At 71.5% G+C, this 20,429-nt stretch carries 23 protein-coding genes; 18 read left to right on the top strand and 5 right to left on the bottom strand.

Annotated features, from left to right (window positions below; genetic code table 11):
- Positions 1-219: 219 nt before the first annotated feature.
- The gene (locus IW249_RS02805; protein ID WP_196919361.1) at positions 220-1,278 is read right to left on the bottom strand and encodes a mechanosensitive ion channel family protein; all 1,059 of its coding nucleotides are present in this window, start codon (positions 1,276-1,278) and stop codon (positions 220-222) included.
- A gap of 286 nt (positions 1,279-1,564) precedes the next feature.
- Between IW249_RS02805 and IW249_RS02800 the strand changes: the two genes are divergently transcribed.
- A complete protein-coding gene (locus tag IW249_RS02800; RefSeq protein ID WP_030333470.1) occupies positions 1,565-2,101 on the top strand; it encodes an HNH endonuclease in 537 nt (178 codons plus the stop codon).
- A gap of 15 nt (positions 2,102-2,116) precedes the next feature.
- On the opposite strand, the gene IW249_RS02795 is transcribed toward IW249_RS02800, so the two are convergent.
- On the bottom strand, positions 2,117-3,712 hold the full coding sequence (locus IW249_RS02795) for a DUF6194 family protein (protein ID WP_196919360.1): 1,596 nt from the start codon (positions 3,710-3,712) through the stop codon (positions 2,117-2,119).
- 54 nt (positions 3,713-3,766) lie between these two features.
- Between IW249_RS02795 and IW249_RS02790 the strand changes: the two genes are divergently transcribed.
- Genes IW249_RS02790 through IW249_RS02780 form a run of 3 tightly spaced genes read left to right on the top strand, consistent with a single transcriptional unit; the run spans position 3,767 to position 5,233 of the window.
- Positions 3,767-4,510 carry a MerR family transcriptional regulator gene (locus tag IW249_RS02790; protein ID WP_196924600.1) on the top strand — a complete coding sequence of 248 codons (744 nt, stop codon included), beginning with the start codon at positions 3,767-3,769 and terminating at the stop codon, positions 4,508-4,510.
- Between the two features lie 37 nt (positions 4,511-4,547).
- A complete protein-coding gene (locus IW249_RS02785; protein ID WP_196919359.1) occupies positions 4,548-4,826 on the top strand; it encodes a type II toxin-antitoxin system Phd/YefM family antitoxin in 279 nt (92 codons plus the stop codon).
- A complete protein-coding gene (locus IW249_RS02780) occupies positions 4,823-5,233 on the top strand; it encodes a type II toxin-antitoxin system VapC family toxin (RefSeq protein ID WP_196919358.1) in 411 nt (136 codons plus the stop codon). Before IW249_RS02785 ends, IW249_RS02780 begins: the two co-directional genes overlap by 4 nt.
- A 24-nt stretch (positions 5,234-5,257) precedes the next feature.
- Here IW249_RS02780 and IW249_RS02775 read toward each other — a convergent pair whose 3' ends face one another.
- From IW249_RS02775 to IW249_RS02765, 3 genes are all read right to left on the bottom strand, one after another.
- Complete coding sequence (locus tag IW249_RS02775) at positions 5,258-6,094, bottom strand: class F sortase (RefSeq protein WP_196919357.1); 837 nt, start codon at positions 6,092-6,094, stop codon at positions 5,258-5,260.
- A 12-nt stretch (positions 6,095-6,106) separates the two neighbouring features.
- Positions 6,107-6,631: a hypothetical protein gene (locus tag IW249_RS02770; protein ID WP_196919356.1), complete on the bottom strand. Its 525-nt coding sequence runs from the start codon at positions 6,629-6,631 to the stop codon at positions 6,107-6,109.
- 96 nt (positions 6,632-6,727) lie between these two features.
- The gene (locus IW249_RS02765) at positions 6,728-7,192 is read right to left on the bottom strand and encodes an Lrp/AsnC family transcriptional regulator (protein ID WP_112676060.1); all 465 of its coding nucleotides are present in this window, start codon (positions 7,190-7,192) and stop codon (positions 6,728-6,730) included.
- A 148-nt stretch (positions 7,193-7,340) separates the two neighbouring features.
- On the opposite strand from IW249_RS02765, the gene IW249_RS02760 reads away from it, so the two are divergent.
- The 14 genes from IW249_RS02760 to IW249_RS02695 all read left to right on the top strand — a co-directional run bounded on the left by IW249_RS02760 (position 7,341) and on the right by IW249_RS02695 (position 20,396).
- Positions 7,341-8,243: a tryptophan 2,3-dioxygenase gene (locus IW249_RS02760; protein WP_196924599.1), complete on the top strand. Its 903-nt coding sequence runs from the start codon at positions 7,341-7,343 to the stop codon at positions 8,241-8,243.
- 20 nt (positions 8,244-8,263) lie between these two features.
- Positions 8,264-9,571 carry a kynureninase gene (kynU, locus tag IW249_RS02755; RefSeq protein ID WP_231392384.1) on the top strand — a complete coding sequence of 436 codons (1,308 nt, stop codon included), beginning with the start codon at positions 8,264-8,266 and terminating at the stop codon, positions 9,569-9,571.
- Positions 9,568-10,905 carry an FAD-dependent oxidoreductase gene (locus IW249_RS02750; RefSeq protein ID WP_196919355.1) on the top strand — a complete coding sequence of 446 codons (1,338 nt, stop codon included), beginning with the start codon at positions 9,568-9,570 and terminating at the stop codon, positions 10,903-10,905. The genes kynU and IW249_RS02750 overlap by 4 nt, the downstream gene beginning before the upstream one ends.
- Positions 10,906-10,928: 23 nt before the next feature.
- Positions 10,929-12,410, top strand: coding sequence for a 2-hydroxymuconic semialdehyde dehydrogenase (locus IW249_RS02745; RefSeq protein WP_196924597.1), 1,482 nt, complete (start codon positions 10,929-10,931; stop codon positions 12,408-12,410).
- A 20-nt stretch (positions 12,411-12,430) separates the two neighbouring features.
- Complete coding sequence (locus IW249_RS02740) at positions 12,431-13,228, top strand: 2-keto-4-pentenoate hydratase (protein ID WP_196919354.1); 798 nt, start codon at positions 12,431-12,433, stop codon at positions 13,226-13,228.
- Positions 13,225-14,160: an acetaldehyde dehydrogenase (acetylating) gene (locus tag IW249_RS02735; RefSeq protein WP_196919353.1), complete on the top strand. Its 936-nt coding sequence runs from the start codon at positions 13,225-13,227 to the stop codon at positions 14,158-14,160. Before IW249_RS02740 ends, IW249_RS02735 begins: the two co-directional genes overlap by 4 nt.
- Positions 14,157-15,221: a 4-hydroxy-2-oxovalerate aldolase gene (gene dmpG, locus IW249_RS02730; RefSeq protein WP_196919352.1), complete on the top strand. Its 1,065-nt coding sequence runs from the start codon at positions 14,157-14,159 to the stop codon at positions 15,219-15,221. Before IW249_RS02735 ends, dmpG begins: the two co-directional genes overlap by 4 nt.
- Positions 15,218-15,991 carry a 2-keto-4-pentenoate hydratase gene (locus tag IW249_RS02725; protein WP_196919351.1) on the top strand — a complete coding sequence of 258 codons (774 nt, stop codon included), beginning with the start codon at positions 15,218-15,220 and terminating at the stop codon, positions 15,989-15,991. Before dmpG ends, IW249_RS02725 begins: the two co-directional genes overlap by 4 nt.
- Entirely contained in the window at positions 15,988-16,410 is a 423-nt protein-coding gene (locus IW249_RS02720; RefSeq protein WP_196919350.1) for a RidA family protein, read from the top strand. Before IW249_RS02725 ends, IW249_RS02720 begins: the two co-directional genes overlap by 4 nt.
- A complete protein-coding gene (locus IW249_RS02715; protein WP_196919349.1) occupies positions 16,407-16,931 on the top strand; it encodes a 3-hydroxyanthranilate 3,4-dioxygenase in 525 nt (174 codons plus the stop codon). The genes IW249_RS02720 and IW249_RS02715 overlap by 4 nt, the downstream gene beginning before the upstream one ends.
- Positions 16,931-17,938 (top strand): amidohydrolase family protein, encoded by a 1,008-nt coding sequence (locus IW249_RS02710; protein ID WP_196919348.1) that lies wholly within the window; start codon positions 16,931-16,933, stop codon positions 17,936-17,938. Before IW249_RS02715 ends, IW249_RS02710 begins: the two co-directional genes overlap by 1 nt.
- Positions 17,939-18,166: 228 nt before the next feature.
- Positions 18,167-19,630: an amidase gene (locus IW249_RS02705; RefSeq protein ID WP_196919347.1), complete on the top strand. Its 1,464-nt coding sequence runs from the start codon at positions 18,167-18,169 to the stop codon at positions 19,628-19,630.
- Between the two features lie 57 nt (positions 19,631-19,687).
- Complete coding sequence (ctaJ, locus tag IW249_RS02700; RefSeq protein WP_428842198.1) at positions 19,688-20,002, top strand: aa3-type cytochrome oxidase subunit CtaJ; 315 nt, start codon at positions 19,688-19,690, stop codon at positions 20,000-20,002.
- A complete protein-coding gene (locus IW249_RS02695) occupies positions 19,989-20,396 on the top strand; it encodes a DUF5130 family protein (RefSeq protein WP_124856680.1) in 408 nt (135 codons plus the stop codon). Before ctaJ ends, IW249_RS02695 begins: the two co-directional genes overlap by 14 nt.
- Positions 20,397-20,429 lie beyond the last annotated feature (33 nt).

Raw genomic sequence — 20,429 nt, 5'->3', positions numbered from 1 at the left:
ACCGCTCGTGGCAGCCGGGCCGGAAGCTCTCGTCAGATCTACGGATCAGCGAGGATGTGATCACGCTTTGGTGGGAACGCGTGCTCCGGATTCTGCCCGATCGTCTGACAACTAGCTAGGTCGAACGGGTCGTTCGTCGCCTCCCCGACTGAACGAACGGACGATACCCGAGGGGCCGGCCGGCTCGCGACCCCTGAATCACAGGTCAGTGTCGAGGGGTCAGGTGGCACCGCCCTGACCAGTCTCACCCTCGGGCAACGGCCGGGTGGACAGGCCGGGATAGATGCGGGCGGCCGCGATCTGCGCGGTGATTCCCGAGTTCTCCAGGGCCTCCGCGAGACGCCGACGCAACTCCCGGCCGACAGCGAACTGCCCGTCCGCGGTCGTCTTCACCACAGTGCGGATGACCGCGCCGTCCACAGTCACCTGCTCGACACCCAGCACCTCGGGCGCCTCCACGATCTCCGGTGACAGCTCCGGGTCCATCGCGACCGAGGCGGCAGCGGTCCGGAGCACCGCCGTGGCCTCCTCGGTGCTGTTGAAACCGATCGGCAGGTCCACCACCACGAGGGCCCAACCCTGGCTCTTGTTGCCCACCCGGATGATCTCGCCGTTGCGGATGTACCACAGCACACCGCGCCCGTCGCGCACCGTGGTGACCCGCAGGCCGACCGACTCGACCACGCCCATCGCCTCGCCCAGGTCGACGTTGTCACCCACGCCGTACTGGTCCTCGATCAGCATGAAGAGGCCGGCTATCAGGTCCTTCACCAGGCTCTGCGCGCCGAAGCCCAGCGCGACGCCGGCGATCCCCGCGCTGGCCAGCAGCGGCGCCAGGTCGAAGCTGAACTCCCGCAGGATCATCAGCAGCGCGATGCCGAACACGAACGCGGTGGTCAGGCTGCGCAGCACCGACCCGATCGCCTCGGCCCGCTGCCGTCGCCGCTCGGGTACGAACTCGGCCGGGTCGGCCGCGGCGGTGGGCACCCGCTCACGTAGCGGCCGCAGCATCGTCGGCACCGCACCGTCGGTGGTCGTCCGGACCAGCCGGTTGATCGTCCGATGCAGCGCCCACCGGGCCACCATCGCCAGTGCCAGGATCAGCAGCACCCGAAGCGGCTTGAGCAGGATCCAGTAGCTTCCCTCGGCGAACCAGGCCGACCTGGTGATGTCGTAGATCCACTCGCAGGAGGTACTGCCCTGACAGCTCACCGAGACGGCGTCGGACAGGGCTAGGGGCGTCACGCTGGCGGCACTCACCCTGTCTTCGTACCGCAAGGGACCCGAGCGCCCGCCGCCGACCCACCGGCCGGGTGATTCGCCACCGAGGGCGTCGTAAATCCGTCACCACGGCAGCGTCCGCCCAGGCTGGAGCGGCTACCCGCCCCGGCGCGGGTGATCCGCTTACCAGAAGAGAGATTAGTACGTGCAATCCGGGGTCCGATCAGGGACTATTGGCGCAACGGACGTCGGTGATCGGCCCGGCGTCGACCGTGTGGGCCGTTGTGCCCGGCCCCGGTCGACGGCGGTCCGCAGCAGCCGCTGAACCGGGAGGGTGAGCGCGATGCCTGACATACGACCCACGGTGGGCTCCGGCGCGTTGGTCCTCAACGCCACCTACGAGCCGCTGTGTGTCGTGTCGGTGCGTCGCGCCGCGATCCTCGTCCTCTCCGCCAAGGCGGTCTGCGTTGCCGATGGTGACGGCATCCTGCACAGTGCCCGGGACGCGCTCCCGGTGCCCTCAGTGGTCCGGCTGACGCGCTTCGTTCGTGTGCCGTACCGAACACATGTCGGGCTGTCCCGGCGGGCGATCTTCGCCCGGGACGGCTGGCGGTGCGCCTACTGCCGGGGCCCGGCCGAGACCATCGACCACGTCTTTCCGCGTAGCCGGGGTGGCCGGCACGCCTGGGAGAACGTGGTCGCCGCGTGCGCACGGTGCAACCACACCAAGGGCGACAAGACCCCGGCCGAGATGGGGTGGCGGTTACACGCGTTGCCGGCCGCCCCGAAGGGCACCGCCTGGCGGGTGCTGGGTCACCGCGCCCCCGACCCCCGCTGGGCGGACTGGCTGGACCTGCGGGAGCCCGAGGCAGCCGCCTGACTCCGGAGGGCGTGGTCAGGCTCCGGGGTGCGGATGGTTCGCCCGGCGCGCTGCGCGTTCGTGGCGGTCGACCGCTCGGCCGTGTGCGGTCGCGATGAGCCGGTCGATCTCCGGCAGCAGGTGCGGACCGGGCATGACGATGCTGGCGAAGCCGTACTGTGCGTAGCCCGGGTGCGGTACGAGGGTGTCCAGTCGGGCGAAGTCGAACTCGTGCCGGTGCTCCTCGAACGCCTTGGGCGGGAAGCCGAACCGCCGCTCGAACTCGGCCCGGCCCAGGTCCAGGTTGAGGCGGAAGACGCCAGGGCGGTCAAGCTGCGAGGCCTCGTCGAAGCCGGGCACGTCGTGCTCGACGATGGTGGCGAACGGCTGGCGGCGGTCCGGGCCGACGAAGAAGAACCGGTCGCCCCAGGCCGCCTCGGGTGATCCGTTCTCCTCGCTTGCCACGAGCTGCTCGACGCCGGGTAGCGCGGTGATCCGATCGGCGAGCACTGCCGCGTCGACACCGGTCGGGACGTGCAGGATCGCGTCGGCGTGTTCGATGGTGGCCTGGTTGAGCGGGAAGTAGCGGTAGTCGTGTGTCCGCTGCTCGGCCACCGCGATGTCGGACGCCGGCAGGTACCGGGGAAGGCCGGAATCCTGCTGGAGTCTGCCCTCATAGGTCGAGGCGGTGGGCGTCCCGATGCCGAGCGCCGGGCTCGCGCCGAGGCTGCCGACGATCACCGCGTAACGCCCGCCCAGCAGGGACGCGAGGATCGCTCCGGCGCCGGCCCAGGACACCTCCGTGTCGGCCAGCGTCATCGTGCTCTGGTGGCGCTGGAGGTGCGTGTTGTGCGCGAAGACCAGTGTGGGCCCGCGGTGTGCCTCGGCCGATCGGATCGCGAGCAGGTTCTCGGCCATCAGCGCGTCCCGGACCGCGGCCAGGCGGGCGAAGCGTTCCTCCTGGGCAAGTGGTGCGGCGGCTGCGGCGTGGTAGCGCAGCAGTGCGACAGCGGCGGTGGCGTGTACGAACGCCGCCGACCAGCCGGCTGACCTGCCCGGCGCCCGCAGGTACAACTCGGTCAGCAGGTCGTCGGCGAGCACCCGCAGTCGCTGGGCGTCGGTGGAGCGCCCGACCGATCGGCCCGGTTCCCAGATCGCGGCCGTGTCGCTCCACAGCGCCTCGTCCCCGATCAGGTCGTCGATCTCGGCTGACCGGTCCAGGTCGAGGAAGTGGCAGACCTGGTTGAGGTGGTGGCGCGGGCTCGGGGCGCTCTCCAGCTCCACCGGGGCGTCGAAGCCGTGGAAGGTCAGGCGCTCGGCGACCGGTCGCCCGGCGTTCCACTCCCGCATGCGCAGCAGGAGGTCACGGTTGGCCGGGGCGGCCCCGAATCCGTGGCTGAACCCTTCGCTGAGCGCACGGTCGAGGGTCACGGCGGCGGCGCCCTGCACGAAGTCGTCGGCGATCAGTCCGGCCGCCCGGTCGCTCTCCACGGCGATCGAGCGGTAGCCGTGCTCGGCCAGCGACAGGAACGCTTCGTTGCGGAGTTGGAGGAAGGCGGATTCACCGTGCGTCGGTTCGCCGAGCGCGAGCAGGTCCGGCGAGACCGCCAGCAGGTCGAGAAAAGATGGCATTCCATGAACCGTATCGTTGAACCAGCGTTTGAGACTTACGAGCGGTGGAGCGCGATGACGGCCACAGAACCTTCAAACCCCCTGGTACGCCGACCGGTGGATCTCGCGCGCGCCCACGGCCTCTCCGCGCAGGCCGTGCGCAACTACGAACGAGACGGCGTCCTGCCTCCGGCCCAGCGCACCCCGAACGGCTACCGTCGCTTCACCGAGCTGCACGTCAAGGCGCTGCGTGCCTACCTCGCGTTGATCACGGGCCACGGCTATGCGGCCAGCGGCGAGATCATGCGGGCCGTCAACCGGGGCGACATCGACACGGCGTTGCGCACCATCGACCAGGGCCATGCCCTGCTCCAGCGCGATCGGGAGACCCTGGACGCGGTCGAGACGGCGGTGGCGACCCTCACCGGGACGAGCCCGCAACCGCAAAGCCAGAAGGCCGTCCCGATCAGCGTGCTGGCTCACCGGCTCGGTCTACAGCCGGCCACGCTGCGCAAGTGGGAGCGGGCCGGGGTGCTGCGACCGGTACGTGATCCGGTGACCCACTACCGGCTCTACCTGCCCGACGACGTCCGTGACGCCGAACTCGCTCACCTGTTGCGCCGCGGTGGGTACCGGCTCGACCACATCACCGGCGTGCTGCGTCGAGTGCGCGACGCTGGCGGTGCCGAACCCCTCGCCGCGTCGCTGGGTCAGTGGCGGCAACGGCTCACCGAGCGAGGCCGGGCCATGCTCACCGGGGCCGCCCGGCTCGCCGAATACGTCGAGGCGGCCGCCGTCCTCTCGATACGAGGCGAATAGGCTCGCAGTGTAGAACATTTAGTTCTACGCTGTGTTCGTGGAGCGTATCGGGGTTCGAGAGCTGAACCAGAACACGAGTCAGGTCCTGGCTCGGGTGAGCCGCGGCGAGACGGTCGAGATCACCGATCGCGGGCGCCCCGTCGCCCGCCTCGTTCCGGTCAGCGACGACAGGTCGGTGCTGGCCAAGCTCGTGGCGGCGGGGCGGGCGGTCGCTCCAACCGGCGGTGGTCCTGTCCCGCTTCCGCCCAAGCTCGGTGCTGAGGATGTGGACGTCGCCGCCACGCTCGCCGCCATGCGGGACGAGGAGCGCTGGTGATCTATCTCGACTCCGCCGCCGTCGTCAAGCTGGTTCGGCAGGAGGAATACAGCGCTGACCTCGTCTCCTGGCTCAACAGCCACGGAGACGTCCCGCTGGCCTCCTCCGCCCTCGTCGAGGTTGAGGTGCCCAGAGCGTTGCGCCGATCAGCCCCGCAAGCGTTGATCGGAGTGCCGGCTGCCGTCGGACGCCTCTTCCGGCTGGAGATCGACAGCACTGTCCGCGCGACCGCAGCTGCGTTCGCCGAGCCGACGCTACGCAGCCTCGACGCCATCCACCTTGCCACGGCCCAGGTTCTGACAAACGAGTCCGGAACGACACTCATCGCATTCGTCAGCTATGACCGGCGACTGCTCGAGTGTGCCAAGGCCGCAGGGCTGCCCGTGGCAAGCCCAGGCCAGAACTGACCCGTAGTTCCGATCTGCCCGCTCTCACCCTGGACGCGCCTTGACCAGCGAGGCGAAGACCACCACGTTGTCCGCGTAGCCAGTCTCGCCGCCGACCCACTGGCCGCCACAGGTGATCAGTCGGAGGCTCGGACGGCTGAAGTCGCCGTACACCTCGTCCACCGGCAGCCGGCCCTTGTCGAACTTCTCCACCGAGTTGACCTCGAAGACCGCCACGCGCCGGTCGGTGCGGGTGACCTCGATCTCGTCACCGGAACGCAGCTCACGGAGCTTGTGGAAGACCGCCGGGCCGCTGGTGGTGTCGACGTGCCCGACGATCACGGCTGGGCCGTACTGGCCGGGGGTGGGCCCCTGGTCGTACCAGCCGGCCTCCTGGGCGCGGGCCGCGTCCGGCACGGCGATCGTGCCGTCCGGGGCGATGCCCACGTCGTGCACGGGCGCCCGCACGTCGATCTTCTCGATGGCGAGGCTGGTCGGCTGGCTGGCCGGCAGCACCGGGAACTTCTTCGGCGGCGGCCGCAGGCCGGCGCTGAGCCGGTCCGGCAGCAGGCTCATTCCGGTCACCTGCTCGACGCCGAGCATCGCCACGATCAGCACCATCAGCGCGGCGATGGCCAGCACGGGCAACCCGGGGCTCGTAGGGAAACGGTGTCGGGCCGACCCCGGCCCGGCCGGACGCCTCGGCGGCAGCGGGCGGTCGGCCGGGTCGGTGGTGGTGACACTGGCCGACACGGCCTGCCCGGCGACCCTGCGCAGCCGCCCGGAGACGCGGGCCACCAGCCGGCCGGACGCGCGCAGCGCCGGCCCGGCCCGGAAGCGGGCGCGGCGATCCGGCCGCGCACGCGCGGTTCTGCGGGTCATGGGTGATCCGGCTCAGGAGCCGGCTCCGGGTCGACGTCGGCCGCCGGCCATCCCGAGCACGATCGCGGTGGCCACCAATGCCACGCCGCCGAGCACCAGCAGCGAGCCGGTGCCGCGACCGCCGGCCATTCCACCGCCACCGGTCGCCGGCCCCTTGCTCGGCGAGGCCATGTTCAGCACTGTCAACGTGGTCGACGACGTCTGGCCGTTCTCGCAACGCAGGTCGACCGGGTACTCACCGGCCGCCTTGTCCCCCGGAATGGTGACCTGACCGGTCAGGAAACCCTTGTCCGGTTTGAGCATCACGTGCCCGAACGCGTCGGAGTGCACGTTGGACTGTCGGTTGTTGTTGTCGTTGTCGCAGCTCGCCTTGATGTTGACCCGGCTGCCGGCCTGGGCGCTGTTCGGTGTCACCTCGACGAAGACGTTCTCGCCGGCCCGCGCCGGTGCGACCGACAACAGGACGAACGCCCCGACAAGCCCCACCAGTGTCAGTACGGACGAGAGCGCGCGGTTGATCGTGCGGACTGCCTGCATGATTTCCCCCCAACCGGCGACGACCGCCGGAACCCTCCCCTGGGCACGCGCGCTGCTTTCCCGCTGGCGCGGGGGCAAACCCGAGGGGCGAGGGGGTCAGCGCGGGCGGGGGACGGGCCCGGTGGCGGGTAGGGGGGTGACGGGGTGCCAGTTCAGCGGGGAGGAGAGGACCATCGTGCTCGACGGTTGGCCGTACGGGGCGAGGCGGTCGATGACCCCCTCGAACGCGCCGATCGATCCGGCCGCGACCTTCAGCACGCTGCACGCGTCCCCGGTGATCCGGTGGATCTCCAGGATCTCCGGCCAGTCGGCCACGGCGGGGTCGTGCAGGATGCAGCGCGCGCCGTAGCAGGACATCCGGATCAGCGCGACCACGGTACGGCCGGCGCGGCTCAGGTCGACGTGGGCGTGGTAGCCGGTGATGATCCCGGCCTCCTCCAGCCGGCGGACCCGCTCCGCGACCGACGGTGGCGACAGGTGCACCCGCCGGGACAACTCACTGAAGGAGAGCCGCGCGTCGGCCTGCAACTCGCGCAGCAGCGCCCAGTCCATGTCGTCCACGCTCAGACCTTACTTTCGTGAACCGACTTCGCCTAGTTGCTTTTGGTTTGCCAGGTGAAGGGGCCGAGAGCCGTTGATTCGGCATTCCGCAGGCCGATCCGACCGCGAGATCATGACGTCGACTAGTCCGGGGGAGGGAGACGAGATGGTGGATCAGACGGATCGGCGGGCGCCGAACCGCCGTGCCACGGTGCAACCGGTGACCCCCGGGCAGCGTGCGGCGCAGGCGGCGCGCACCGGCGGCGAGCCGACCCTGGAGTTCGCCGACATGGTGCCGTACGACGCGTACGTGCAGGCCAGCGCCCTGCACAAGATGCAGCACCCGCTCAGCAGTGACCCGGGCGAGATGTCCTTCCTGATGGTCAGCCAGATCATGGAGCTGTACTTCGGGCTGACCTGCCACGAGCTGCGGGAGACCCAGCGGCTGATTCGCGCCGACCAGATCTGGGAGGCGTTGGCCCCGCTGGGCCGGGCCAAGCTGCACCTGGAGGGGCTCAACGCCGCCTGGCAGGGCCTGCGGTGGATGAGCCCGGCCGACTTCAACCGGTTCCGCAATCTGCTCGGCGAGGCCTCCGGCTTCCAGTCGGCGATGTACCGGCAGTTGGAGTTCCTGCTCGGGCTGCGCGACCCGACGTTGATCCGCCCGTTCCGCCGGCAGGCCGAGGTGCACGCCGAACTGAGCGCCGCACTGACCACCCCGAGCCTCTGGGACGATGTGCTCGCGCTGCTCGCCCGTCGCGGCTTCGACCTCCCCGCCGACCTGCTCGACCGGGACGTGGCAGTCGAACACGACCCGCACCCGTTGGTCGAGGCGGCCTGGGTACGGATCTACGACGACGCCAGCCCGGACAATCACCTGCGACTGCTCGGCGAGGCGCTGAGCGCTGTCGCCGAGGAGTTCGGCGACTGGCGCTGGAACCACGTCAAGGCGGTGCAGCGGACGATGGGCGCCAAGGTCGGCAGCGGAGGCTCCGCCGGCCTGGCGTGGTTGCAGCGCAGCATGGCCCGGGTGGTCTTCCCGGAGCTGTGGTCGGCCCGCACCGCGATGTGACCGGAGAGCGAGAAGAAGCAATGACGACCCCAGAAGCTGAGCTGCTGGGCTTCGCCGCTGGCGAAGCGGAAGCGCGTCGCCGCGACGAGGCCGACCCCGGCCACCGGCACCTGTTCCACGTGCCGCCTGCCGACGGTGGCGACCACCCCGAGTCGGCGTACCTGGCCGGCAACTCGCTCGGCCTGCAACCTCGGGCCACCCGCGACGAACTCCTGGCCGACCTTGACGCGTGGGGGCGGCTCGGCGTGGAGGGGCACCTGGAGGCGGAGCGCCCCTGGCTGCCGTACCACGAGCTGTTGACCGGGCCGGCCGCGCGACTGGTCGGCGCCCGGCCCGCCGAGGCCGTGGTGATGAACTCGCTCACTGTCAACCTGCACCTGCTGATGGTGAGTTTCTACCGACCGGCCGGCGCACGCACCCGCATCGTCATCGAGGACGCCGCGTTCCCCTCGGACAGTTACGCCGTGCGCAGCCAGGCCCGGTTCCACGGCCTGGACCCGGACGACGCCGTGGTCCGGTTGCGTCCGCGCGCGGGTGAGGACGCCCTGCGCACCGAGGACGTGACCGACTACCTGGCCGCCGAGGGCGACCGGGTGGCGCTGCTGCTGCTCGGCGGGGTCAACTACCTCACCGGCGAGCTGTTGGACATCCCGGCGATCACGGCTGCCGGCCGGGCCGCCGGCGCTGTGGTCGGGTGGGACCTGGCCCACGCGGTCGGCAACGTGCCGTTGGCCCTGCACGACTGGGACGTCGACTTCGCCGCGTGGTGCTCCTACAAGTACCTGAACTCGGGGCCGGGTGCCCTGGCGGGCGTCTTCGTGCACGAGCGGCACCTCGGCGACGAGAACCTGCCCCGGTTCGAGGGGTGGTGGAGCACCGCGGCGGCCACCCGGTTCGAGATGACGCCGGTGTCCCGGCCACCGGCCACAGTGGAGGCCTGGCAGATCTCCAACCCGCCGATCTTCGCGATGGGCCCGGTGCGTACCTCGCTGGAGCTGTTCGACGCGGTGGGGATGACCGCGCTGCGCGCCCGCAGTCAGCGTCTCACCGGTTGGTTGGAGTCGCTGTTCGACGAGGTGACAGTCGGCCGGCCGCTGCGGGTGGTCACCCCGCGCGACCCGGCTCGGCGTGGCTGCCAGCTCTCCGTGCGCATCGGCTCCGGCAGCGCCGCGGAGCTGACCAAACGCCTACGGTACGAACACGGGGTCATCGCCGACGCCCGTGAACCGGACGTCGTCCGGTTCGCCCCGGTGCCGCTGTACTCCACGTACCTCGACTGCTGGCGGGCCGCGGCCGCGCTGGCCGCGACGGTGGGGGCGACCTCATGACCGCGCGGCGGGACGAGATCGCGATCATCGGCGCCGGGTTGGCCGGCTGCCTGGCAGCCTGCTTCCTGGCCCGGCGCGGCTACCCGGTGGCCCTCTACGAGCGCCGCTCCGACCCGCGCGCCGGCACCGCCGAACGCGGTCGCTCGATCAACCTGGCGCTCTCCGAGCGCGGCCTGGACGCGTTGCGCCGGATCGGGCTGGCCGAGCAGGTGATGACCGACGCGCTGCCGATGCGCGGCCGGATGATCCACCCGGTCGAGGGCGAGCAGCAGTTCCAGTCGTACAGCGCGGCCGGCGACCGGGCGATCAACTCGATCAGCCGCGGTGCGCTGAACAACGCCCTGCTGGACGAGGCCGCCGCGCTTCCCGGGGTGCGGGTCGTCTTCGACCACCGGCTGGTCGGGCTCGACCCGACCGACGGCGCCCTGAGTTTCGAGACCCCGCAGGGTCCGGTCGCGGCGAAGGCGTCGGTCGTGCTGGGTGCCGACGGCGCCGGCTCCGCGGTGCGCGGGCAACTGCTGGCGTACGGGCTGCTGGACGAGAGTGTCGACTTCCTCGACTACGGCTACAAGGAGCTGACGATTCCGCCGCTGGGCGGGGACTTCGCCCTGGACCCGGACGCGCTGCACATCTGGCCCCGGGGCACCTCGATGATGATCGCTCTGCCGAACCCGGACCGCTCCTTCACCTGCACGCTGTTCTGGCCCAACGACGGTGCCGGCAGCTTCGCCTCGCTGACCAGCCCGGCGGAGATCGAACGGCACTTCACCGAGCACTACCCGGACGTGGTCCCGCTGGCCCCGAACCTGGTCGACGACTACCAGCACAACCCGGTGGGCGTGCTCGGCACCGTGCGTTGCACGCCCTGGCAGGTCAACGGGAAGGTCGGCCTGCTCGGCGACGCGGCGCACGCCATCGTGCCGTTCTACGGGCAGGGCGCCAACTGCGCCTTCGAGGACGTGGTGGAGCTGGATCGCTGCCTGGACGAGTGCGCCGACGACTGGTTGGCGGCGCTGCCCCTGTTCCAGCGGCGTCGACAGGAGAACGCGGAGGCCATCGCGACGATGGCGCTTACCAACTTCGTGGAGATGCGGGACAAGGTCGCCTCCCCGGTCTTCCAGACCCGGCGGCGGGTGGAGCACGCACTGGAACGGGCCCTGCCCGGCCGGTACGTTTCCCAGTACGAGCTGGTGTCGTTCTCCACCACCCCGTACGCGGAGGTTCGCCGCCGGGTGCGCCGACAGCACCGGGTGCTCGGGGCGGTCGTCGGCGGGGCCGCGCTGCTGCTGGTCGGCGCGATCGGCGCGGCACTGAGCCGAGGGAGGCAAGAATGACCGGCCTGTGGGACCCGCGACTGATGGCCGGCCACGCGCCGGGTGGCCCGCAGCGGTTGCGCAACTTCGTCGCTGGCGAGTTCGTCGACGGCGGGCCGACGTTCACCAAGGCCAGCCCGGTCACCGGGGATCAGGTCTTCGAGGTCGACGAGGCGTCGCGGTCCACTGTCGACGACGCGGTGGCCGCCGCCCGGGCGGCACTGCGCGGCCCGTGGGGCCGGATGGGGGAGCGCGAGCGCGCCGAGGTGCTGCGCCGCGTCGCCGACGAGTTGGAGCGACGCTTCGACGACCTGGTCACCGCCGAGGTCGCCGACACCGGCAAGTCCATCGCCCAGGCCCGCACTCTGGACATCCCGCGTGGCGCGGCGAACTTCCGGGCGTTCGCGGAGATCGTGGCGACCGCCCCCACCGAGTCGTTCACGACTGTCACCCCGACCGGTGGCCGGGCGCTCAACTACGCGCTGCGCAAGCCGGTCGGCGTGGTCGCGGTCATCGTGCCGTGGAACCTGCCGCTGCTGCTGCTCACCTGGAAGGTGGCGCCGGCGCTGGCCTGCGGCAACGCCGTCGTGGTCAAGCCCAGCGAGGAGACGCCCGCCTCGGCGACGGTGCTCGCCGAGGTGATGGCCGCCGCCGGCGTACCGGCCGGGGTGTTCAACCTGGTGCACGGCTTCGGACCGGACTCGGCGGGCGAGTTCCTCACCCGCCACCCGGGCGTTGACGCCATCACCTTCACCGGCGAGTCGGCCACCGGCGGCGCGATCATGCGGGCCGCCGCCGACGGGGTGAAGGCGGTGAGCTTCGAACTCGGCGGCAAGAATGCCGGCCTGGTCTTCGCCGACGCCGACCTGGACGCCGCGGTGGCCGGCTCGGTGCGGTCCAGCTTCACCAACGGCGGGCAGGTGTGCCTCTGCACCGAGCGCATCTACGTGCAGCGCCCCGTCTTCGAGGAGTTCACCGCCCGGCTGGCGAAGCGGGCCGGCGAGCTGGCGTACGGGTGGCCGACCGACGAGGCCACCGCCACCATGCCGCTGATCTCCCACCAGCACCGGGCGAAGGTGCTCGGCGCGTACGAGCTGGCCCGCTCCGAGGGCGCCGAGGTGCTCACCGGTGGCGGCACGCCCACCTTCGGCGACACCCGCGACGGCGGGTCGTACGTGCAGCCGACGGTGCTCACCGGGCTCGGCCCGGACGCCCGCACCAACCGGGAGGAGATCTTCGGCCCGGTGGTGCACGTCGCGCCGTTCGACACCGAGGACGAGGCGTACGCCCTCGCCAACGGCACCGAGTACGGCCTGGCGGCGACCGTGTGGACCCGGGACGTGGGCGTCGCGCACCGGGCCGGCGCCCGGCTCGACGCGGGCATCGTCTGGGTCAACACCTGGTTCCTGCGTGACCTGCGCACCCCGTTCGGCGGGGTGAAGGCGTCCGGGATCGGTCGCGAGGGCGGCGTGCACTCGCTGAACTTCTACTCCGAACTCACGAACGTCTGTGTGGACCTGTCGTGAGCCGTAGCGAGGGAGCGGGCATGGAAGCTGACATCGAGGCCGCCAACCGGGAGTTGGCCGACGCCCGCAGCACCGGCAAGCCGTGCGCACCACTTCGGGGCCGGCTGCTGCCGGAGGGCGACGTCGAGGCCGCGTACCGGGTGCAGCAGCTCCAGGCGCGGGCCTGGCAGGGCCGCGGCGAACGCCGGGTCGGCGCGAAGATCGGGTTGACCTCCCGGGCCGTGCAGGAGACCTTCGGGGTGTTCCAGCCAGACTTCGGCATGCTGACCGACGCCATGGCGGTCGGTGACGGGGTCGAGGTGCCCATCGACCGGCTGCTCCAGCCCCGCGTCGAGGCGGAGATCGCCTTCGTGCTCGACAAGGATCTCCCGAACCCGCAGCTCACCACTGTCGACCTGATCCGCGCTGTCGACCACGTGCTGCCGGCGATCGAGATCGTCGACTCCCGCATCGCCGCCTGGGACATCTCCATAGTGGACACCGTCGCCGACAACGCGTCCAGCGGGCTCTTCGTGCTCGGCACCACGCCGCGCCTACTCGCCGACGTCGACCTGCGACTGTGCGGGATGGTGCTGGAGCACGCCGGCGAGCCGGTCTCGGTGGGCGCCGGCGCCGCCTGCCTGGGTAACCCGCTGCACGCCCTGCAGTGGCTGGCCGGCACCCTGGCCCGCGCCGGCGACCCGCTGCGCGCCGGGGACGTGGTGCTCTCCGGGGCGCTCGGCCCGATGGTGCCGGTCACCCCGGGAGCCGCGTACGAGGCCCGGATCTCCGGGCTCGGCTCGGTGCGGACATCCTTCAGCGACAGGGGCGGCGAGTGACCACCAACGTGGCGGTGCTGGGGTCGGGAAACATCGGGACCGACCTGATGATCAAGGTGTTGCGGCTGAGTGACAGCCTGCGCATGGTGGCGATGGCCGGCATCGACCCGGCCTCCGACGGGCTGGCGCGCGCTCGCCGGCTCGGCGTCGCCACCACCGCCGACGGAGTGGACGGGCTCGTGGCGATGCCCGAGTTCGCCGATGTCGAGCTGGTGTTCGACGCCACCTCGGCCGGCGCGCACCGACGCCACGACGAGGTGCTGCGCGCCCACGGCCGCACTGTGGTCGATTTGACCCCGGCCGCGCTCGGCCCGTACGTGGTGCCGCCGGTCAACCTCGACGAGCACCTGCACGAACCGAACGTCAACATGGTGACCTGCGGCGGTCAGGCCACGGTGCCGATCGTCGCCGCGGTGCGCCGGGTCACCCCGGTGGCGTACGGGGAGATCGTCGCGTCGATCGCGTCGAGGTCCGCCGGGCCGGGCACCAGGGCCAACATCGACGAGTTCACCGAGACCACGGCCCGCGCCATCGAGGTGGTGGGCGGTGCCGAGCGGGGCAAGGCGATCATCGTGCTGAACCCGGCGGACCCGCCGCTGCTGATGCGGGACACCGTCTACTGCCTCTGCCCGGACGCTGACGCCGACACCGAGGCCATCGCCGCCTCGGTCGCCGAGATGGTGGCGGCCGTGCAGGAGTACGTCCCCGGCTACCGGCTCAAGCAGGACGTGCAGTTCGACAGGGTGGAGGCGTACCTGCCGACGTTCGGTCGGCGGCTCACCGCCCTCCAGGTGTCGGTCTTCCTGGAGGTCTCCGGGGCCGGGCACTACCTGCCCGCGTACGCCGGGAACCTGGACATCATGACCTCCGCCGCGCTGCGCACCGCGGAACGGCTGGTCGCCCTGCGTGCTCCGGAGGTGGCCGCGCCATGACCGACCTGTACATCCAGGACGTGACGCTGCGCGACGGCATGCACGCCGTCGCCCACCAGTACACGGTCGACCAGGTACGCACCATCGCCGCCGCGCTGGACGCCGCCGGGGTGGCCGCCATCGAGGTGGCGCACGGTGACGGCCTCGCCGGCTCCAGCGTCAACTACGGCCACGGCGCCGCCAGCGACGCGGAGTGGATCTCCGCGGCTGCCGAGGTGCTGACCACGGCGAAACTCACCACCCTGCTGCTGCCGGGCATCGGCACGATCGCCGACCTGAAGGCAGCCAAGGCCCTCGGGGTGACCAGCGTCCGGATCGCCACCCACTGCACGGAGGCGGACATCTCCGCCCAGCACATCTCCTGGGCCCGGGAGAACGGCATGGACGTGGCCGGGTTCCTGATGATGTCGCACATGTTCGACCCGGCCGGGCTGGCCGGGCAGGCCAAGCTCATGGAGTCGTACGGGGCGCACTGCGTCTACGTCACCGACTCCGGCGGCCGGCTGCTGATGTCCGACGTGGCGCAGCGGGTCGACGCGTACCGGCAGGTCCTCGCTCCGGAGACGCAGATCGGCATCCACGCGCACCACAACCTGTCGCTCGGGGTGGCCAACAGCGTGCTCGCCGTCGAGCACGGCCGGGTCACCGGCTCCGCGCCGGTCGGCCCCGACGCCGTGCACGGCCGGACCGTCCGCGTCGACGCCTCCCTCGCCGGCATGGGCGCGGGCGCCGGCAACGCCCCGTTGGAGGTCTTCGTCGCGGTCGCCGAGCTGCACGGCTGGAAGCACGGCTGTGACGTGTTCGCGCTGATGGACGCCGCCGACGACATCGTCCGCCCGCTCCAGGACCGGCCGGTCCAGGTGGACCGGGAAACCCTCTCCCTCGGCTACGCCGGGGTCTACTCGAGCTTCCTGCGGCACGCCGAGCGGGCCTCCACGAAGTACGGGGTGGACGTCCGGTCGATCCTGGTCGAGCTGGGCCGCCGCCGGATGGTGGGCGGCCAGGAGGACATGATCGTGGACGTGGCACTCGACCTGGCCGGCAAGGAGCAACAGTCATGATCGGACCGGACATCGCGGGGATCGCCGAGAAGTTGGGCGCGGCGGCCGACACGGCCACCGCGATCCCGCAACTCGCCGCCGAGACCGGCCTCGACGTGGACACCGCGTACGCCGTGCAGGCCGCGCTGCTGCAACGCCGGCTGAACGCCGGTGAGCGGCTGGTCGGGTTGAAGATGGGGCTGACCAGCAGGGCGAAGATGGCCCAGGTCGGCGTGGACGAGGTGATCTGGGGACGGCTCACCAACGCGATGCGGGTGCCCGACGGCGGTGCCGTGGACCCGGCCGCGTACATCCATCCCCGGGTCGAGCCGGAGGTGGCGTTCCTGCTGGACCGGCTGCCCGAGCCGGGTGAGCCGGTCGGCGACTTCGCCACGGCGGTCCGCGCGGTCGCCCCGGCCATCGAGGTGATCGACTCCCGGTACGCGGACTTCCGGTTCTCGTTGCCGGACGTGATCGCGGACAACACCTCGGCCGCCGCCTTCGTGATCGGGCCGTGGTCGCCGGTGCCGGCAGGGCTGGACAACCTGGGTGTGCTGCTGGAGGTCGACGGGCGGGTGGCGCAGGTCGGCTCCACGGCGGCGATCCTCGGTGACCCGCGCCGGGCGCTCGACGAGGGCATCCGGCTGGCCGGTCGGCACGGGGTGCGGCTGGAGTCCGGCTGGGTGTTCCTGGCCGGTGCCGCCACCGCGGCTGTTCCGCTGCGTCCCGGCGCCCACGTTCGTGCCGTCGTGGAGAAGCTCGGCACAGCCTCGCTGCGGGCGTCGTCGTGACCGCCCGGGTGGTGGCCGGGAAGGCCGTCCCGCGGGGGGCTTTTCCGCACGTCAAGGTCGCCGGTGGGTTCGTCTTCGTCTCCGGTACGTCGTCTCGGCGCCCGGACAACACCTTCGCCGGTGTGGAGGTGGACGGGTTCGGCACCACCAATCTCGACATCCGCGCGCAGACGCGGGCCGTCATCGAGAACATCGGGGATCTGCTGCGGTCGGTCGGCGCGGACCTCACCGACCTGGTCCAGGTGACGACGTACCTGGTCAACATGAACGACTTCGGTGGTTACAACGAGGTGTGGGCCGAGTTCTTCGACGCCTCCGGACCGACCCGTACGACGGTGGCGGTGCACCAACTGCCGCACCCGCACCTGCTGATCGAAATCCAGGCCGTGGCCCTTCTTCCCTCGGGAGGTCAGTCGTGAGTGAGATCGCCGAGCCGTTCAGCTTTCCGGGCTGGATCGCGGACAACCAGCACCTGTTGAAGCCCCCGGTGGGCAACAAGGAGATGTTCCCCGGCGGGGACGACTTCATCGTGATGGTGGTGGGCGGGCCCAACCAGCGCACCGACTTCCACGTGGACCCGTACGAGGAGTTCTTCTACCAGGTCAAGGGCAACATGCACATCAACCTGATGACCCCGGAGGGGCCGCGTACGGTGCACGTGCGCGAGGGTCAGATGTGGATGTTGCCGCGCAACACCCCGCACTCGCCGCAGCGGCCGGAGGCCGGCTCGATCGGCGTTGTGGTCGAGCGGGTCCGCGAGGAGGGCACCCTGGAGACGTTCCAGTGGTACTGCCCGGAGTGCGGCAACAAGGTGCACGAGGTGGAGTTGCAGGTCCGCGACATCGCCGCCGATCTGCCCCCGGTGTTCCAGGCGTTCTACGCCGATGAGCAGGCGCGCACCTGCGCCAACTGCGGCACCCTGCACCCGGGCAAGGGCTGATGCCGGCAGGCGTTGTCGACGTGCACACGCACGTCGTACCGAAGGGTTGGCCGGACCTCGGCGCGGCGTGCGGCGGGTCCGGTTGGCCGTGGTTACGGGTGGACTCCGAGCGGGCCGCCATGATCATGGTGGGTGAGACGGAGTTCCGCCCGGTCGGCGCCGAGTGCTGGGACGCGTCGCGCCGACTGGCCGACATGGACGCCGACGGCGTTGCCGTGCAGGTGGTCTCACCCACACCGGTCTTCTTCAGCTACGACCGTCCGGCCGACCAGGCGGTGAAGGTCGCCCGGATCTTCAACGACCTGACCCTGGAGGTCACAGCGGCCGGAGGTGACCGTCTGGTGCCGTTCTGCCAGGTGCCGCTCCAGGACCCGGACGCCGCCTGCGCCGAGTTGGACCGCAGCCTCGCCGCCGGGCACGTGGGCGTGGAGATCGGCAACCACGTCGGCGACCGGGACCTGGACGACGCCGGCGTGGTCACCTTCCTCCAGCACTGTGCCGAAGTGGGCGCCCCCGTCTTCGTCCACCCGTGGGACATGCCGGGCGGGCCCCGACTGGACCGCTGGATGGCCCGGTGGCTCACCGGGATGCCCGCCGAGACGCACCTGTCGGTGCTGGCGATGATCCTCGGCGGCGTCTTCGACCGGGTGCCCGAGACGCTGCGGATCTGCTTCGCGCACGGCGGCGGCAGCTTCCCGTTCTGGCTCGGCCGCGCGGACAACGCCTGGCACCGCCGTGGCGACCTGGTCCGGGGCGCGTCCGCCGGCCCGCCCAGCAGCTACCTCGACCGGTTCAGCGTCGACTCGGTGGTCTTCGCGCCGCCCGCGCTACGGCTGCTGGTCGACACGTTGGGGGAGGACCGGGTGCTGGTCGGCAGCGACTACCCGTACCCGCTGGGCGAACGGCCGTCCGGCGCGGTGGTCCACGCGGCCGACTTCCTCACCGACGCCCAACGCGACAAGCTCCTGTCCACCAACGCCCTGCGCTTCCTGCACGGGCCGCGCTGAGGGCGTACCCCTGTTCCGCTGCCTTTGCTCTGCTTCACCCTACGCAACGCCCCGTGTCCGGTAATCGGACGCCTGCTGTTGCGTCCGTTGAAGCAGAGCAAAGGGCACGGCAGGGAGGTGCGGTTGGCGGCGCGGCCGATACTGCGGGTCGGCGGATACCGGCGCCGCCGCAGAGGCCGACGCCGTGTCGGCCCGTCGACAGCCGCTCCCAGCGGGCAGGATGAGGGCATGGCCGAGCCGCACGACCTGACCGCGTTGGAGCAGGCCGCCGCGATCGCCCGCGGCGAGCTGTCCAGCGTCGACCTGGTCGAGCACGCTCTGCGCCGGGTGGCGGCCCTCGGCGACACCGTGGGCGCGTTCGTCACCGTCACACCGGACCTCGCCCGGCAGGCCGCACGCGCCGCCGACGCGGCACCGATCGGGGAGCGCGGCCCGCTGCACGGCGTGCCGACCGCGATCAAGGACCTGACCCTCACCGCCGGGATCCGCACCACCTTCGGTTCGGCCGCCTTCCTCGACTTCGTCCCGCCGGTCGACGCCGACGTGGTCCGGTTCATCAAGGCCGCCGGTCTGGTCAGCCTCGGCAAGACGACCACCTCCGAGCTGGGCTGTTCGCTCTACTCGGAGGGCCGGGTCGCGCCGCCGGCCCGCAACCCGTGGCAACTGGCGTACACAGCGGGCGGGTCCAGCGGAGGCGCGGCGGCGGCGGTCGCGGCCGGGCTGGTCCCGGTCGCCCAGGGGTCCGACGGCGGTGGGTCGCTGCGCATCCCGGCGTCGCTCTGCGGCCTGGTCGGCTACAAACCCAGCCGGGGCCTCGTCTCCGGCGGCCCGATCGGCTCCGGCGCGTTCGGCCTGCCCACCAGCGGCCCGCTCGGCCGGACGGTCACCGACGTCGCCGCGCTGCTCGACGTCATGGCCGTTCCGGTGCCCGGCGAGCCCTACCTGCCGCCGCCCGCGCCGCCCGGCGGCTACCTGGCCGTCGCGCGTCAGGCCGAGCCCGGCCCGCTGCGGATCGGCCGATTCACCACGCCGATGCTCGCCGACGAGCCGGTGCACCCCGACTGCGTGGCCGCCGTGGACCGGGCCGCCGCGCTGCTCACGGCGGCCGGCCACGAGGTGGTCGAGGTGCCACCGCCGCTCGGGCCGGCGGTGTGGCCGCTGTTCGAGACCCTCTGGTACGTGTTGGCGCTCTCCCCGGTGCCGCCGCAGCGGGAGGTGGAGTTGCTGCCGTTGACCCGGCTGCTCCGGGCCCGGGGCGCCGAGCTCTCCGCCGGCACCCTGGCCGCCACCCTCGGCGAGTTGCAGGCCCAGGTCCGCCTCGGCACCCGCCGCACCGCCGGCTGCGACCTTCTCCTCTGTCCCACCCTGGCCGCCCCGCAGGCACCCGTCGGCTGGTTCACCGCCGACGCGGACCCGGCCGCCGACTTCGACAGACAACGCCGGTTCTCGCCCTACTGCGCCATCTTCAACGTCACAGGGGATCCCTCCGTCTCCCTGCCGGTGGGCATCACGACCGACGGCCTGCCCGTCGGGGTGCTGCTCACCGGCCGGTACGGCGACGACGCGCGGCTTATCGCTACCGCTGCGCAACTGGAGAACTCCAGTGACGGATGGGATCGGCACCCCGCAATCTGGCGGGCCGTCGACTCCGCTAACGTGAATGGCGACGGAGTCGGGCGGTCGGCAGCATGAGCGTCCATCCGACCCGGTTGTTCAAGGTCGTCCTTCTTCCGCCTGGGGGCGTTGGGATTGTCTGTTACCGAGACGTTGCTGGTCTTCGTCGGCATCCCGTTGGCCGCGGTGCTGGTCATCGCCGGCCTGTCGTACGCCGGTAGCCGCGGGGGTGCCACCGGCGGTGGCGGTGGCGCCAAGCGCTACCGTCCGGGCCGGCCCTTCGACTTCACTCCGGTCTGGTTCCTGGGCCGCCCGGAGCAGCTGGCCGACTCGGCCGGCACCGCGCTGACGGCGGGGGCGCAGGCGCCCGCGCTGACCAGCCACAAGCTTGAGCAGGCCAGCGTCGAGGCGCCGGCCGGTGGAACCGGAGGCGCAAGTGACCGTTGGTGAGAAGCAGGCCGGGTCGGAAAATCCGCCCGAGGTGCTCGACGGGCCGTTCTCGACCCGCCAGCTGCTGCGCATCGACGAGGCGCTGCGCCTGGCCGACAAGGGCACGGGCCTGGTCTTCTCGGTCTTCGTCGGTGGTCTCGACGAGCCGATCCGTGAGCACGCCCAGCGGCTGCACCGTCAGCTCGCCGAGCCCGACAAGTCGGTGCTGATCGCGGTGTCGCCCAACCAGCGTCAGCTGGAGATCATCACCGGGCGGTACGCCCGAAAGCGCATCCCCGACACGTACGCCAAGCTGGCCGCGCTCTCCATGGTCGGCGCGTTCAGCGGCGGTGACCTGGCCGGTGGCATCATCAACGGCCTCGACCAGCTCGCCAGCCACGCCGGCAAGGGCTGACCCACAGACACGACGAAGCCCGGCCCGCGTTCA

Source organism: Micromonospora vinacea, assembly GCF_015751785.1.
GTDB lineage: Bacteria > Actinomycetota > Actinomycetes > Mycobacteriales > Micromonosporaceae > Micromonospora > Micromonospora vinacea.
Note: the sequence above shows the minus strand (reverse complement) of the source record. Positions and strands in the feature narration are given on the sequence as shown.